Source organism: Nitrosomonas sp. JL21, assembly GCF_009833095.1.
Classification (GTDB): Bacteria; Pseudomonadota; Gammaproteobacteria; order Burkholderiales; family Nitrosomonadaceae; genus Nitrosomonas.
In genome coordinates, this window is the sequence record NZ_QRCB01000049.1 from 23431 (window position 1) to 39569 (window position 16139).

Annotated in this window: 12 protein-coding genes; 9 read left to right on the forward strand and 3 right to left on the reverse strand. The window is 48.2% G+C overall.

Translation table 11 applies throughout. The features are described 5' to 3' along the window. Nucleotides 1-190 precede the first annotated feature (190 nt). Nucleotides 191-766 (reverse strand): L,D-transpeptidase, encoded by a 576-nt coding sequence (locus ABF87_RS13080; protein WP_345789918.1) that lies wholly within the window; start codon nt 764-766, stop codon nt 191-193. 72 nt (nt 767-838) lie between these two features. Between ABF87_RS13080 and ABF87_RS13085 the strand changes: the two genes are divergently transcribed. Genes ABF87_RS13085 through ABF87_RS13100 form a run of 4 tightly spaced genes read left to right on the forward strand, consistent with a single transcriptional unit; the run spans nt 839 to nt 4999 of the window. Beyond that, nucleotides 839-1066, forward strand: a complete 228-nt coding sequence (locus tag ABF87_RS13085) for a HypC/HybG/HupF family hydrogenase formation chaperone (protein WP_160829560.1) — start codon at nt 839-841, stop codon at nt 1064-1066. 16 nt (nt 1067-1082) lie between these two features. After that, the gene (hypD, locus tag ABF87_RS13090; RefSeq protein ID WP_160829561.1) at nt 1083-2246 is read left to right on the forward strand and encodes a hydrogenase formation protein HypD; all 1164 of its coding nucleotides are present in this window, start codon (nt 1083-1085) and stop codon (nt 2244-2246) included. Further along, on the forward strand, nt 2228-3286 hold the full coding sequence (gene hypE, locus ABF87_RS13095; protein ID WP_160829562.1) for a hydrogenase expression/formation protein HypE: 1059 nt from the start codon (nt 2228-2230) through the stop codon (nt 3284-3286). The genes hypD and hypE overlap by 19 nt, the downstream gene beginning before the upstream one ends. 45 nt (nt 3287-3331) lie before the next feature. Continuing rightward, nucleotides 3332-4999, forward strand: coding sequence for a hydrogenase maturation protein (locus ABF87_RS13100; protein WP_240143682.1), 1668 nt, complete (start codon nt 3332-3334; stop codon nt 4997-4999). Between the two features lie 181 nt (nt 5000-5180). Here the strand turns inward: ABF87_RS13100 and ABF87_RS13105 are convergent, their stop codons facing one another. After that, a complete protein-coding gene (locus ABF87_RS13105) occupies nt 5181-5615 on the reverse strand; it encodes a hypothetical protein (RefSeq protein ID WP_160829564.1) in 435 nt (144 codons plus the stop codon). 317 nt (nt 5616-5932) lie between these two features. Next, nucleotides 5933-6484, reverse strand: a complete 552-nt coding sequence (locus tag ABF87_RS13110) for a PEP-CTERM sorting domain-containing protein (RefSeq protein WP_193568017.1) — start codon at nt 6482-6484, stop codon at nt 5933-5935. Between the two features lie 381 nt (nt 6485-6865). Between ABF87_RS13110 and ABF87_RS13115 the strand changes: the two genes are divergently transcribed. The 5 genes from ABF87_RS13115 to ABF87_RS13135 all read left to right on the forward strand — a co-directional run bounded on the left by ABF87_RS13115 (nt 6866) and on the right by ABF87_RS13135 (nt 15864). Continuing rightward, the gene (locus ABF87_RS13115) at nt 6866-8107 is read left to right on the forward strand and encodes a TraB/GumN family protein (RefSeq protein WP_160829565.1); all 1242 of its coding nucleotides are present in this window, start codon (nt 6866-6868) and stop codon (nt 8105-8107) included. Between the two features lie 231 nt (nt 8108-8338). Beyond that, nucleotides 8339-10195: an ABC transporter ATP-binding protein gene (locus tag ABF87_RS13120; protein WP_160829566.1), complete on the forward strand. Its 1857-nt coding sequence runs from the start codon at nt 8339-8341 to the stop codon at nt 10193-10195. 219 nt (nt 10196-10414) lie between these two features. Beyond that, a complete protein-coding gene (locus ABF87_RS13125; RefSeq protein ID WP_345789919.1) occupies nt 10415-12415 on the forward strand; it encodes a TonB-dependent receptor in 2001 nt (666 codons plus the stop codon). A 12-nt stretch (nt 12416-12427) separates the two neighbouring features. Beyond that, on the forward strand, nt 12428-13084 hold the full coding sequence (locus tag ABF87_RS13130) for a YfiR family protein (protein ID WP_240143683.1): 657 nt from the start codon (nt 12428-12430) through the stop codon (nt 13082-13084). Beyond that, nucleotides 13081-15864 (forward strand): response regulator, encoded by a 2784-nt coding sequence (locus tag ABF87_RS13135; RefSeq protein WP_164503242.1) that lies wholly within the window; start codon nt 13081-13083, stop codon nt 15862-15864. Before ABF87_RS13130 ends, ABF87_RS13135 begins: the two co-directional genes overlap by 4 nt. Nucleotides 15865-16139: the final 275 nt, after the last annotated feature.

Genomic DNA, 16139 nt, shown 5'->3' on the forward strand with positions numbered 1-16139 from the left:
CAGCAACTTGCAAGAATATTATCTGATTTCTTACGCAAAATAAATGATTCTATGACAAATTTATAGAGAAAATTAATGTGAAGGTATTAAATCATATTTTAACTCTATGATAGATAGATCATTTTCTATGATGGGTTAATTCAATCATTTAACAACAGCATACCCTAAGTTAATGATCAATTGATGATTCTTAGCGAATATTGACTAGAATACCCGGCTTGATCCATTTACCTAACTGATCAATCTGTTCATTGGTTAAGGCAATACAACCGTTTGTCCAATTGTATTGATGATGGATTTCTTGGTCACCCCTACCTATTCCATGAATACCAATATGGCCACCTAATGGAGTGTCTTGAGGAGGTGTCTTTCCCATATTTTTTGCTTCTAAAATAGAAAGCCACGTTTCTTCATCTATTCTATTGTCATCCAAGGCGCGTTTGGCAGTATCAAGATTGGGATAATTGAGCCCATAAAATCGATAATAGCGACTCTTCTCATTAACCCAGCCCACTCTGAATTTACCGAGTGGAGTTTTATCGTCTCTCGTCATTTTTGTCCATGTCGTACCGTAGCGTCCTATCGCAACATTCTTGAAGATAACGCGAACAGCTTCTCCTTGCATGACCAGCAAGGTATGTTCACTCGTATCAACATCAATCCAGATGGAATCATCAGTTTGAGCGACACTATTAACACTGGAAAGGCCACACAATCCAATCAATAAAAATTTCCAGTAATGAAAGGTAAGAATTTGCTTGATCACGGTATCAATTAAAATTGAACATAATTAAATTATGTCATAATTTTGATCTTTAAAAACTTGCAATAAATACCTATGTGTTTGGCGATTCCTGCTCGAATTGAACAATTGGTTGGGGAAAGTCGAGCAATTGTCAATGTCGGTGGCATACGCAAGGAAGTCTCGCTGGTATTGATCGAGAATGTTGTGCCTGGAGACTATGTCATTGTTCATGTCGGTTTCGCGTTACAAAAATTGGATCAGCAAGAAGCAGAACTGACATTGGCATTGTTTGCAGAAATTTCCGAGTTGAATGATCCGTAATCGGCAATAATTTTTTATGAAATACATCGACGAATTCCGAGAAGGAAAACTGGCCCGGCAAATTGCCGCCAACATTGCAATCGAGGCCGATTCTGAGCGCCGCTATCAGTTCATGGAGTTTTGCGGCGGACATACCCACGCCATTTCACGTTTCGGCATTGTCGACTTGCTTCCTGATAATGTGCAAATGATTCATGGACCAGGTTGTCCGGTTTGTATTTTGCCGATTGGACGTGTGGCGAATGCGATTCATCTGGCGCAAACATCGAATGTGATACTCTGCAGCTACGGAGATTTATTGCGCATACCCGTTAATAATGGGATGAATTTGTTGAAAGCAAAAGCACAGGGAGCGGATGTGCGCATGGTATATTCCAGCACTGATGCTCTAAAAATTGCCCAAGACAATCCGCAGCATCAAGTCGTTTTTTTTGCCATTGGGTTTGAGACAACGACGCCACCCACGGCGGTTGCGATTCAACAAGCACAGGCGCTGGGTTTGAAAAATTTTTCGGTTTTTTGCAATCATGTGCTAACGCCCTCGGCTATATCGCATATCCTGCAGTCGCCTGAAGTTCGTGAACTCGGCGTGATTGCACTCGATGGCTTTATCGGTCCGGCTCATGTTTCTGTTGTGATTGGCAGTCGGCCTTATGAGTACTTTGCTGAAGAGTTTCAGAAACCCGTGGTAATAGCCGGTTTTGAACCGTTGGATGTCATGCAGGCTATCTTGATGTTGGTACGTCAGGTTAACTCAAGTCGTGCCGAAGTTGAAAATGAGTTCACTCGCGCGGTTATGCCTGACGGTAATATGAAAGCGCAATCACTCGTGGCTGAGGTGTTTGAACTACGTCGTAGCTTTGAATGGCGCGGACTTGGGAAGGTGCCTTATAGCGCTTTGAAGATCAAATCGGCATATGCCGATTTCGACGCCGAGCGTCGTTTTCAGATTTCGGAATTTTCCATCGCCGATAATAAAGCCTGCGAATGTGGCGCAATCCTGAGAGGCGTCAAACAACCGCGGGATTGCAAAATTTTTGGGACGGTGTGCACTCCCGAAAATCCCATTGGGTCATGCATGGTGTCATCTGAAGGCGCTTGCGCTGCTTACTATCGCTATGGTCGTTTCCGCGATAAAAATCAGGTGATGGCGGAGAATTCATGTCAGCAATCAGTATAGTCAAGCCAGGATACAGTCGAAAACTTGATTTAAAGCATGGTTGTATCGAAATGACGCATGGCAGTGGCGGCCGTGCGATGGCGCAATTGATACAGCAGATGTTCATAGTGGCGTTTGATAATGAATATCTGCGACCGATGAATGATCAGGCTTGCTTCCCAAGTGCGATCGGCCGCATGGTCATGTCAACCGACAGTCATGTGGTAACGCCGTTATTCTTTCCGGGAGGAGACATCGGCTGTTTGTCGGTGCATGGCACAATCAATGATATTGCGATGGCTGGCGCCAAGCCCTGTTATTTGGCGGTCAGTTTTATTCTCGAAGAAGGACTTCCCTTATCCGATCTCAAACGCATTGTGGAGTCGATGGCCAAGGCGGCGCAGAATGTTGGCGTCCCGATCGTGACCGGAGATACCAAAGTGGTTGAAAAAGGCAGTGGCGATGGCGTGTTCATCACCACCACCGGCCTTGGTATCGTGCCGGAAGGAATCAATATTTCTGGCGCAAATGCTCAGCCTGGCGACAAAATAGTGGTATCGGGAACATTGGGAGATCATGGTATTGCTGTGATGGCGTTTCGTGAGAACTTATCTTTTCAAACCAGTATCGAATCGGATACTGCGGCTCTGCATGAACTGGTAGCCAATATGGTCGTTGCTGTACCGAAAATTCACGTGTTGCGCGATCCGACGCGTGGTGGAATTGCCACCACATTGAATGAAATTGCACAACAATCCTCCATTGGCATGATGATCCATGAAGATCGATTGCCCATTCGTCAAGAAGTGAATGCCGCCTGTGAATTTCTCGGTCTGGATCCATTGTACATTGCGAATGAAGGCAAGCTTGTTGCGATTTGTGCAGCAGGAGATGCGGAAAATTTGCTGAATGTAATGCGCGCGCATCCGTTGGGCAGGAATGCCGCCATCATCGGTGAAGTCATCGAAGATGCTCATTGCTTTGTGCAAATGCAGACTTCATTTGGAGGCAATCGCGTGGTCGACTGGCTAAGCGGAGAACAGCTTCCGCGTATTTGTTAATCTCCGACGTTGAGAATTCTATTTCTCACGCATAGCTTCAATTGCTTGGCGCAACGTTTGTTTGTAGAACTGACGGGATGTGGTCATGATATTTCGATCGAGTTCGACATCAATGATGCGATTACCTGTGAAGCAGTAAATTTATTCCGTCCAGACCTGATCATTGCACCCTTTCTTAAACGCGCGATACCGGAATCGATCTGGCGTAATCATACGTGTTTCGTTGTTCACCCGGGAATTATCGGTGACCGCGGTCCTTCTGCATTGGATTGGGCAATCCTGAAGGGTTTGACGGAATGGGGTGTGACAGTATTGCAGGCCAATGCAGAAATGGATGCCGGTGATATCTGGGCGGCGGAGGTGTTTGCTATGCGGTTTGCCAGTAAAAGCAGTTTATATCGCCATGAAGTCGTTGAGGCGGCCACCCGTGCTGTCCTGACGGCTGTGAAGCGCTTCCAGTCAGGTATTTTTCATCCGGTTCCGCTGGATTATTCCCATTCCGATGTGCATGGCCGCTTGCATAAGCCGATCCGGCAAAGCGACCGCGCCATCAATTGGCAACACGACAGTACCGAGACTGTTTTGAGGAAAATTTACGCGGCGGATGGTTTTCCAGGCGTACTGGATACGCTTTTCGGACAACCCTATTATTTATTTGATGCTTGCAATGAACAAAATCTCAGTGGTGAACCGGGAACCATCATTGCCAAGCGTAATCATGCCGTCTGCCGTGCTACTGCCGATGGCGCTATTTGGATCGGCTATGTAAGGGGAAAAAAAGATACAGAACCCACTGCCAAGTTAGCTGCAACCATTGTTTTGCAGGATTATTTGGCGGCCGTTCCGGAAATCCCGGCGGATTCGGACGCTGTTCAGTCGAGCATGACCTACCGGGATATCTGGTTTGAGCAAAACAATAACATAGGTTATCTGCACTTCGAGTTTTACAATGGCGCGATGGATACCGCGCAGTGCGAGCGCTTATTGAAAGCATATTTGCAAGCTGCCAAAAGCGATGTTCGAGTAATTGTATTGATGGGTGGGTGCGAGTTCTGGTCGAACGGCATTCATCTGAATCACATCGAAGCCGCTATCAGCCCGGCAGATGAATCATGGCGCAATATCAACGCGATGAACGATCTGGTTCAGGCCATCATTACCACTACCGATCGAATCACGATCGCAGCGCTGCAAGCCAATGCCGGCGCAGGCGGTGTTTTCCTGTCGCTGGCTGCAGATTATATTTACGCGCGTGAGTCGGTCATTTTAAACCCGCATTATAAAAACATGGGTAATCTATACGGATCTGAATACTGGACCTATCTACTGCCCCGACGTGTGGGTCAGCAAATCGATTCATTCATGCAAAGGCGTTTGCCTATTGGCGCTTTGGAAGCGCGTCGAATGAGATTGATTGACGATTGTTTTACTGGGGATCTGGACGAATTCAAGAAAAAAATTGCTCATATTGCTGAAACCGTTGCCCATGACCCAGAATTTTCGAAGTTGATAAACCGGAAATTCTTTCAGCGGCAACGAGATGAACAGCAAAAATCATTGCAGAGTTACCGTGATGAAGAACTTCAGAAAATGAAGCTCAATTTCTATGGCTTTGATCCAAGCTATCATGTGGCGCGCTACAATTTCGTGTACAAAATACCTCATGCCTGGACACCGCGCTATCTTGCGTGTCACCGAAGTCTGAGCGTGTAGGTCTCGAACGAGAAGAACCCATCATAATAGGGAGAAAATGCTATATCTGATCATTAAGAGAACCTGTAGAGGCAGAGCGATGATCAGGCCGGGTGTGATCAATGAGCATATTGAGCACTGATTTCAGTGCTGCATGCCCGAATGCAGTAATTGTGCAGTTTTCCTAATGCATTGTTCAGTATTAGTTGTGAGTGTTGACGGAACGAGATTCTTCTACTAAATTGGGATCAAATTCCGGGGGGTTATCTGCCGGAATTGCGCCAGGGCATTTTTTTGCAACCGCCCATTGCTGCAGTGCGTCATATTCACTTTTTAGCTGAATATATTCCGCTTCCTGTTCTTTTGTACCTCCTAGTGCGAACAATGCGGCCCAGGAAAGAGATAAATCGGTGCCGAGTGTCCATTTATCTTTGGTCGGATGATTGTCCTTGGATTTGCCGGTCAATTGAATGACACGGTTCTGGATTCGGTCGATTTCGGCCGATAACTCATCGCAGCTATACGTCTGGAACTGAGACGGTAACACATAAGGCGCATGAGTGTTCTCGGATGAAGTGGCGCATCCTGATAACGTGGTTGCGGATAGCAGAAATACCATAGAGATTGATTTTTTCATGACACTCATTTCCTGTTGAGTTTCTCGTCTATTGCGATGCTTGGAATATTGCCATTAAACTAATGAATGAATTGTACACTGTTATTTACGAATTCAGTTTTACAGCATGCAATGAGGTTATCCAGCGAGTTCTTCAGTAGAACGGTACCAGTGAGTTTCGATGAATGAAAAAAGAAAAAAATTTCAAAGCCATCACTTTCATTAAAAAACTCTGGAAAGTCACAAGCAATGGGCTGAGAAGTCTGAATTGCCAAGAGCAGCGGTTTTTTACTTTTCTGTTGAAATTTTATGGTATTGCAGTGGTAACTACGCTCAAACTATGCAAATTTACGGCGCCGGGCAACCCATCTTGCCCAGCCTAAGCCAGCCAGTAGCAGCGCATAAGTTGTCGGTTCTGGGACAGGCAACGCTTGCAGCGCGACAGAATATCGCCCAGCATCAGCTGTGCTTCGCAAATGACCGCTGATGTCGAGATGATAAAGGCCGGCAGGCAGATGACCGAGGAGATTCCGAGCAGTGTTTCCCAGGAAAGTGCCGTATAACGTACTTTTTCCTGGGTCAGTATCACGCCATACTTCGACGATGAAGCCGGTGATTTCTGATATTTGAATGCCCAAGAAATTCAATGCATAGCTATGAGCTGAACCGGAAGCGCTTGGAAATGCCGGAATGGTAAAGCTGACATGGCTTTCAAAGGAACTGCTTGGAATTCCAGTCATCGTTATCGTAAGAATGCTGGGGAGGGTTCCGATGATACCCATATCAAAGATATTCTTCCTGGAATCGCTGTCAAAGTGATTCACAACGCTGGCGTGTATGATGCGGTTAGTCATTTGATTGAAGCGTTGAATGTGTTGAGTTTCATACACTTTTCCATTTCGATATCTCCAACATGAGCTTACACATGAAGAATGAAAGGCAGCGATAACTGAGGGTCATGCGCACTTGCAAAAAAGCTGATACCTTTCGTGGGGCGGTGGGTATTGTATGTGCCATGACGGGATGATTCCATGAGAAAGTACGCCTGTTTTGCCAGTCCATCTATCCATTTCTAAATAGTACAGATGTCCTGGGTGGCGATAGCACGGCACTTTAGGAATGCGCGCAGTCTACCGTTGACAGGAGAAAGCAACGGAGATGAGTCCCGGCAGGAAATTGAATTTTGTTTTGATCACGGGCGTGATAATCTTTGCGCTGCCGAAAAAAGCCTGCAGCGATTTCCCGCTTATTTCTTATCATTTTTAAAACACATGAATAAATTAGATCAGTCTGATATGGGTTTGCCGAAGAAAGGCGAGACGCTTACAGAGCCACTTAAAACAATCACGGTTGATGGCTGCATGATGACATTGCTGGGTACTGCGCATGTTTCCAAGGCCAGTGCCGACAAAGTGCAGGAATTAATCGCAACTGGGCAATATGACGCGGTTGCTATTGAGCTGTGCCCGAGCCGTCATAAAGTGATTGTCAATCCGGATGCAATGGCCCGAATGGATTTGTTCCAGGTAATTAAAAAAGGCCAGGCCAGCATGGTGGCGGCCAGTTTGGCGCTGGGTGCTTTTCAGCAACGCATGGCGGAGCAACTGGGCATTGAGCCGGGGGCGGAAATGCGCGTTGCCATCAAGGATGCTCAGGCGGCGAAATTGCCAGTCTTGCTGATAGATCGCGAAATAGGTACGACCATGAAACGGATTTATCGGAACGTGTCGTGGTGGAAACGCATTGTAGTATTTGCTGGATTGATCGAAAGCGTCATCAGCAAAGAGAAGTTCAGCGCCGAGGAAATTGAGAAATTAAAGGAAGGTGACGTGCTGGAGAGTTCCTTTTCAAAATTTGCCGAAGATGAAAAGGATTTATTCCGACCATTGATCAGTGAGCGTGATGAATACATGTCGGCGCGCCTCATCAAAGAATGTACCGAGAATAACTATCAGCATGTCTTGGTGGTGATCGGCGCTGGACATCTGAAAGGCATGGCGCACTTGCTGACATCGCACGGCATTTCCGATCCGGATGACCGTATTGCCCGGTTGGATGAGATTCCGCCGTCTTCGCGGTGGGTCAAGCTGATACCTTCGCTGATTGTTGTGTTCATTTTGGCAGGTTTTGTCATCGGCTTCATGCGCGGCCCGGAAATCGGCCTCAACATGGTTGTAGACTGGATATTGATTACCGGTGGATTGTCGGCGTTGGGCACCGCGATGGCCCTGGCGCATCCATTGTCGATCTTGAGCGCCTTTGTGGCTGCTCCATTGACGACTCTGCATCCTGCGGTGGGGGCCGGCATGGTGGTGGCTGCTGTCGAAGCTTATCTGCGAAAACCCAAGGTCAGCGACTTTAACCGTCTCAGGAATGACACGACCACGCTGAAAGGCTGGTGGGATAATCAGGTTACGCGGGTTTTGCTGGTTTTTATTTTCTCCACGCTGGGCGCTGCTATCGGTACTTACGTGGCCGGATTCCGAATTTTTGAACAGTTGAGCAGCAGCTAGGTAGTTACGAAAAGGTAACGCGTGAAGGTCAGGTAAGGCGAAATCGGATGAACATGCGCCACCAGCTCTGGTCAATGAGCAAGTGGAACCCGATCTGAATGCAGCCATACCGACATCGAGCGCGATAGTTTTACAGAACTCCGCCAAAGGGATCTGCACGGCTAACGTCGATAAGGCTATGATTTCTTCGTATTCCCATTGAGCGATTGAATCGCCAGAGGTAGCTTAATTATGTTCGGTTTTTTCGAACGTCTCATCGATCCCTATCCGCCGGAGCATCCCACTGAACCGCCCAAAGGGTTGTTCCAGTTTTGCCGCCATTACGTTCGTGGCATTGAGATACATTTGGTCATCTTGGCGGTTCTCACAACCTGCCTGGCCATCAGCGAGGCCATGCTCTACGGTGTGCTGGGCCAATTGGTCGATTGGCTGGCGGAAAGAGAAACCGCGCATTTTCTGGAAACGGAATGGCCAACGTTATTGCTGATGTCACTTTTCATTTTGATCGGGATTCCATTATTGGTGCTGTTGCATTCCTCGGTCATTCATCAAACGCTGATGGGCAATTTTCCAATGCGGGTGCGTTGGCTGTCGCACCGCTATTTGCTCGATCAAAGCTATACCTTTTTTCAGCACGAATTCAGCGGGCGTATTGCTACGAAAGTCCTGCAAACCGCGTTGGCCGTCCGCGAAACGGTGATGAAGTTGCTCGATGTGATTCTGTTCGTATCAGTGTACCTGGCGACTACACTGACACTGGTGATCAATGCCGATCCGCGTTTGTGCCTGCCCTTGCTGGCTTGGTTGGTGCTATATCTTGGCGTGTTGTCGTATTTCGTGCCGAAATTGAAACGCATTTCCACATTGCAGGCGGATGCGCGTTCGCTGATGACCGGCCGGATCGTCGATAGTTATACGAATATACTGACCCTGAAATTATTTTCCCGGAGTCAGCGGGAATCGGCGTATGCCAAAGCCGGCATGGAAGAATTCATGGCGACGGTACATCCGCAAATGCGACTGTCGACACTGCTCAATGCCAGCGTCTGGATGATCAACATGCAGTTGGTATTCGTGACCGGTGCGCTGGGAATTTACCTGTGGTTGCAAGGCGCCATCGGGCCCGGAGCCATTGCCGTGGTCATGAGTCTGGCCATCCGAATCACCGGCATGTCGCACTGGGTCATGTGGGAAGTCAATGCGCTGTTTGAAAATATCGGCACAGTCCAGGATGGCATCAATACCTTATCTCGACCGCAACAAGTGGTTGATGATGCCAATGCCCAGGAATTGAAAATCGAACGTGGCGAAATCGATTTCTATCGTGTCGGTTTTACGTATCATGCTGGCGAAAGGAATTTCTCACCCATCTTCGACAATTTCAATCTGCACATCGCCGCCGGTGAAAAAGTCGGCATCGTGGGTCGATCGGGTGCGGGCAAGTCGACCTTCGTCAATCTACTGTTGCGATTTTACGACGTGCAGCAAGGCACGATTACCATTGATGGGCAAGATATCCGCAGCGTGACTCAGGATAGTCTGCGCGCCCATATTGCGATGGTGACGCAGGATACTTCACTGTTGCATCGATCCGTTCGGGACAATATTTTATTTGGCAGACCAACCGCCACGGATGATGAAATGATGGCGGCCGCCAAACAAGCTCATGCGCATGAATTCATTCTGAAGCTCAGAGATAACAAGGGCCGGACGGGTTATGACGCCCATGTGGGTGAACGTGGCGTCACGCTTTCCGGCGGCCAACGACAGCGTATCGCGATTGCGCGGGTACTATTGAAAAACGCCCCCATCCTGGTGCTCGATGAAGCCACATCGGCGCTCGATTCTGAGGTCGAGGCCGGCATTCAACAAAGTCTGTACCAATTGATGGAAGGCAAGACGGTAATCGCCATCGCTCACCGACTATCCACTATCGCGGCAATGGATCGCCTGATCGTGTTCGACAAAGGGCAAATCGTGGAACAGGGCAGTCACGCCAAGCTCATCGCCAATAATCAGTTGTATGCGCAATTATGGAATCATCAATCGGGAGGATTCCTGGGGTTGCTTGAAAACCAACACCTCTGATCTTTGATGATCGTGACGTGTTGTGCAATGGGAGAGCCTGTGTCAACACGGCTTAATTCCGACAAGATCCTTGTCACACTGGGTTTTCGATGATGCGCGCATCGTTCTGTCGTTGTGCCCATTTTTGATATAAAGCCGCTAAAAACCTGATTCTTCATTTGTTTGGCCGGCAATTCGGTATGGTTAAATCGAGCAATTTACCATTCAAGCATGCCGATCGTGTTGATTTCACAAACCCATTCCTTCTTTCTCCGCCGCCTGATGCTGAAAGCACTATTGTTCGGCGTGCTCTATGGATATCTTCCTCCGCTACTTGCCTCCGCCAACTTGGAGCAATTGAGTCTGGAAGAACTGATGAACATCAGCGTCGTCGGGGCGTCAAAATACGAGCAAAAGCAACAACAGGTCGCCGCCGCGGTAAGCGTCATTACCCGCAAGGATATCCGAACCTACGGCTGGCGCACGCTGAATGAAGCGCTGGCCAGTCTGCCAGGTATTCATCCCACGTATGACTATCAATACGACTACCTGGGCACGCGCGGTTTTGGATTGCCGGGGGATTTCAATACGCGTGTGCTGGTTACAATTAACGGCAATCGCATTAATGACGCCACGTACGATCAAGGTCCGACAGGGCGGGATTTCCCGCTTGATATTGACCTGATCGAACGAATCGAATTCATTCCCGGTCCGGGCAGTGCCGTCTACGGTCAGAATGCGATGCTCGGCGTAGTGAATATCGTTACTCGTAAAGGCAGCGACATCAAAGGCGCTGAGTTGTCAGCCTCGTACCAAACCGTAGAAGTCATGCCACAAGAGCGTGTCACGTTGGGTAAACAATTCGATAATGGTACCGATGCACTCATCTCTTTCTCCGGTTTGCAATCGCGCGGCGCGAATCGTTTCTTTGAATTCGGTGATTCCGGCATTTCCGGTATTGCGCATCGCCTGGATGGTGAGGATGTTAAGCAAATGTTCGCACGCGCCTCGCATGGCCCGTTTTCGTTCGATTTTATATATGGAAACCGGCACAAGGGTGATCCAGTCGCTGTGTTCTTTACTGATCCTTTAACCAAAGGTGCTTCAATCATCGATCGCCGCCTCAACACACAAATTCAGTATAACGATAATTTTCTCAATGACACACTCAATGTGCTGGGTCGTGCATTTCTCGGCCGATACAGTTTTGAACAACCAGGGTTTTACAGCGGGGAAAAAACCACGAGTACTGGCCCGAGCGATTGGCACGGTGTGGAGTTGCGCTTGCTCTCCACTGCTTTTGCCGACCATAAGCTAATGGCGGGATTCGAATACCAGAACAATACCAGTATTACGCAAGCATTCCAGAACTTCGATAATCCAGAAGAGAATCTCCGTATTAAAAGCTCTGTGATGCGGTTGGGTTTTTACGTACAGGACGAATGGCGCATTACCGATACCCTGTCTGCAACCGCCGGCTTGCGTTACGATTACAACCAATGGATCGGTAATCGTTTGAGTCCGCGCGGAGCGCTGATCTGGCAGGCTACCCCCAAGGCTACTTTCAAGGCGCTTTATGGGCGTGCGCACCGCTCACCGAATTCATACGAACGTGACTATGGTGACGGTGTTTCACAAGTAGCCAATCCAGGATTGCATAGCGAAGCGGTGGATACGGCGGAGTTGGTAGCTGATTATCTGCCTTATCCCACACTCAATCTGCGCGCCACGATGTATGCTTGGGATATGTACAACCTGATCACGTTAGCAACCGACCCCATCAGCGGCCTGTCACAATATCAGCAGCATTCCGGCAAAGTACGGGCTAGGGGAGGGGAATTGTCGCTGGACAAAACCTGGGATTGGGGTGCGCGATTTCGAGGCAGTTTCGGTGTACAGAATATCGAACAAAGAAGTTCTCAGCTTCTGAATGCGCCTTATTATCTGGGTAAGCTGAATTTTTCAGTTCCGATACCGTTGATTTCAGGTTTGCGAGCGGGCTTTGAATTGCAATATTACGGCAAGCGAAAAACGCTGGACGGCAGCTATACCGATAGTTATGTGCTTTCCAATTTGAATATGGTTACCGATGTCCGGTGGATCAAAGGATTGGAAGCATCCTTGAGTTTTTATAATCTCTTCAACGAGCATTATCAGCATCCGGCGGCTGATACGAACTGGCAGAACGCCCTGACACAACCCGGCCGCACAGTTCGCTTTCGATTGGATTACCGTTTTTAGCCCAATACATTCATGACGTTGCGACAAAGTAAGTGCTGCCCATTCGGTCAACCCGCGATTCATCACGGGGGGGAGCAGGGCGTTTTGTCGACAAGGCTGGCCGTGGTGCTGTGCTTTTTGTATGGATGGGGTAGGCGGAGTGCCATCGGGTTCGGCTTCCTGTTGATGTTGCTGCATGGTCTTTCGTTGCTGGGCTATTCTTCTTTGACTCATGCCGAGCAATTACCGGAATATCGCCTGAAAGTGGCGTTTCTCTACAATTTTGCGACTTATACCGAATGGCCTGAGTTACCGGATCAAGTGCTGACGATATGTATTTATGGCGATGATCCATTTGGCGAGTACTTGCAACATTTGCGGCAGAAAAAAGCGAATGAACGCGAACTATCGGTTCGGCACATCACGCATCTCGAAGAGCTTTCGGTTTGTCAGATCGTTTTCATTAGTCGCTCAGCGACAGAACAACTCGGCAAGATCATCGATGTGCTGAATGCCAAGCCGGTATTGACGATTACCGATATTCCCGGGAGCACTCAGCAAGGCGTGATGCTCACGATGACCTTGAAAGACGGCAAAGTCACTTTTGAAGCCAATCTTGCCAGCGCCAAGAAGAGCGGTTTGCGGTTGAGTTCGCAATTACTTCGTTTCGCCACGGAGGTTTATCAATGATTCAGACGGTCTCACCGAAAATCATCACACTCAGTGCCAAGCTTCAAAGAATCAGCTTAGTTACGCAGGCGGTAACCATGGGCTTGGTGGCGATCTTAGTGATCGTGAGCAGTTTCCTGCTGAATTTTTACGCATCCTTGGAATCAGGTCGGGCAACGGCCAGAATCCTGGCCGAGAATGCCAGTGCAGCGCTGATGTTCAAGGATGAGCATGCTGCGCAAACGTTGTTGAAATCGCTGAATAATTTACGCGAAGTTCAGGCTGCTGCCATTTACGACGAAGCAAGCGTGCGATTCGCGTATTATGCAACCGCCGATCGGTTTGTGGCGGAGACATTGCCTGTTTTGGAACAAAAAGTGGCGGCGATCAGCTTCGTTACTGTCATTCATCCGATCCATTCCAATGAGCATTTGCTCGGTTCAGTCTATTTGGAAATTTCATTGATTCCGCTGTACTGGCACATGGTCTGTCAAAGCAGTGTCACGCTCATCGCCGTGGTGCTGGCATTGATTATCGCGTTTTTGCTGCTGCGGCGCCTCAACAGGGCCGTATTGATTCCGTTGCACAGGCTGTCCAGTGCCATGGATTATGTCTCAATCAAAGGGGATTACACGGCGCGCGCGAAATTGACCGAAATTGCCGAATTGAATACCCTTTCCAAGGGATTCAACGCCATGTTGGAAATGATTCAGGAACGGGATGTGCAGCTCGAGCATCACCTGGGTCAGCTCGAAACAGAGGTTGCGCGGCGAACTGAGGAATTGGTGCACGCCAAGGAAGCCGCTGAAGCTGCCAGTAAAGCCAAAAGCGAATTTTTGGCAACCATGAGTCATGAAATCCGCACACCGATGAATGGAATCCTAGGAATGACAGAGTTACTGTTGTCCGGTCAACTGGCAAAAGATCAGCGGCGTTTTGCCGAAACGGTGCAGCGCTCAGGTCAGCATTTGCTGAGTATTATCAACGATATCCTTGATTTTTCTAAAATTGAATCGAATCATATGAGTTTGGAGAACATCGATTTCGATCTCATCAAAGCCATCGAAGACACACTCATGATGTTTGCGCAACCTGCCAACGAAAAAGGCCTCGAATTGACCGCGCAATTCACACCGCCGACGATGCGGTACAGGGTCTTCGGGGATTCGTTCCGCTTAAGCCAAGTCATAGCCAATTTGCTGAGTAATGCCATTAAGTTTACGGCCCATGGTGAAATCATCATCCGCACGGAAGTGCACGAGCGCACAGATAATAGGGCACGCATCAGCATTTGTGTGGAAGATACCGGAATTGGCATTCCTGCCGAATACCATGCCAAGATTTTCGATCATTTTTCTCAAGCGGATGGTTCCACGACCCGCCAGTACGGCGGTACCGGCCTGGGTCTGACGATCTGTAAAAAGATATTGGCGCTGATGCAGGGAAGTATTCATGTCGAAAGCTCACCCGGGAAAGGATCCATCTTTTGGATCGAATTGCTGCTGGAAAAATCTCCGGTCATTTCCGAAACTAATTCTCAATATGCCGATTTGAAAAAAACCAGAATTCTAGTGGTGGATGACAATCGCTCGAGCCGTGACATGCTTACCGCGTGGCTGCAACATTGGCAGGTCGACGTCGTGTGCGCAAGGCAGGCACAACAAGCGCTGAAATTGATGAACCAGGCGATTGATGAACATAAGCCGTTTGATCTGGCGCTTCTCGATCGGCATATGCCCAACATGGATGGCTTGCAACTGGCTCGTATCATCCATGCTGATCCGCGTTTTAACAGCACACGCATGATTTTGTTGTTGTCCGCTCCGACTGATACGATTCAATTGCAACAATGCCCTGGCTGGATTTCCCAGTGCGTCAATAAGCCTTTCCGCCATATCGAATTGCTGGATGCCATTTGTGATGTGCTTGCACGCGAGGTCAACGTTCCAGCTTGTGTTCCCGATAAGGCGGCGGAACAGGTGGCAATGTTGGCACCATCGCTTCAGGGCAGCATATTACTGGTGGAGGATAACCCGGTTAATCAGGATGTCGCCATAGCCATGTTGACAAAGCTTGGTTTGAAAGCTGAAATCGCCGATAATGGCAAACAGGCTTTAGAACTTCTGTCCAGAAAACACTATGATATGATCTTGATGGATTGCCAGATGCCCGTTATGGATGGTTTTGAAGCCACCGCGATGATTCGCCGCCGCGGCGGCGCGATCCAGCTGCCTATCATTGCGATGACTGCAAATGCGACTGAGACTGACCGTTCCCGCTGCCTGAGGGTCGGCATGAATGATTTCCTTCCCAAGCCCTACACAGTCGATCAATTACACCAGATAGTCATGCGTTGGCTGCCGAAGGGAATAGAGTGTTTTTCCGATGTCGTCGAACCTCAAGCTGCCGAGCCTCAGGCTGTTGAACTCCAATCTCAGGTCAATGAACGACCTGCACTTAATCCCTGCAGACTTGATTTGATTCGTAGCATTGATCAGTCGAAAGAGCACAGACTCGTGCACAAAATTCTGCAAACGTACGCCGAATCCGCGGATGGTTATTTGCGTCAGCTTCAACACGCTATTCTGAATAATGATGCTGATAGCCTTTATCGATGTGCTCATACATTGCAATCGAGTTCGGCGAATATTGGCGCTGAGAGCTTATCTGATTTGTTGAAACAGCTTGAAGCGTATGGCAAAGCCAAGAATTTGGTTGATGCGCGATCGTTATTTGTAAATTTACAACATTGTTATCAACAAGTTATGATAGAGATACACAAAATTCTTGAACAATCATAGGAATAGTGCCGTTAAGGAGGTTCTGAATAAAGAGCGAGCGTTGGTTAAGCAAATAAAATGAAGTGGAAGGTGCGGTTACGAATAATAAATGATCATATAGGCTCTAATTTCAACCCCGTCTTTCCATTGCCGAACAAAGTAGCTTTAGGGCTTCCCTTACTATGCTGCAGATAAGTGATTAGTTTTAATCTCTGCGGGTATAATTCCCCGTCCCTTGGGGACGAAAGCTGGTTGAAAACCAGTAGGTTGAAGAGCGCAGTTAATACCCCGCTGCT

Bases quoted from the DNA above. Each gene is read 5' to 3' on its own strand.
- ABF87_RS13085 (WP_160829560.1), top strand. From the start codon at position 839: ATGTGTTTGGCGATTCCTGCTCGAATTGAACAATTGGTTGGGGAAAGT.
- hypD (WP_160829561.1), top strand. From the start codon at position 1,083: ATGAAATACATCGACGAATTCCGAGAAGGAAAACTGGCCCGGCAAATT.
- hypE (WP_160829562.1), top strand. From the start codon at position 2,228: ATGTCAGCAATCAGTATAGTCAAGCCAGGATACAGTCGAAAACTTGAT.
- ABF87_RS13105 (WP_160829564.1), bottom strand. From the start codon at position 5,615: ATGAAAAAATCAATCTCTATGGTATTTCTGCTATCCGCAACCACGTTA.
- ABF87_RS13115 (WP_160829565.1), top strand. From the start codon at position 6,866: ATGAATAAATTAGATCAGTCTGATATGGGTTTGCCGAAGAAAGGCGAG.
- ABF87_RS13120 (WP_160829566.1), top strand. From the start codon at position 8,339: ATGTTCGGTTTTTTCGAACGTCTCATCGATCCCTATCCGCCGGAGCAT.
- ABF87_RS13130 (WP_240143683.1), top strand. From the start codon at position 12,428: ATGACGTTGCGACAAAGTAAGTGCTGCCCATTCGGTCAACCCGCGATT.
- ABF87_RS13135 (WP_164503242.1), top strand. From the start codon at position 13,081: ATGATTCAGACGGTCTCACCGAAAATCATCACACTCAGTGCCAAGCTT.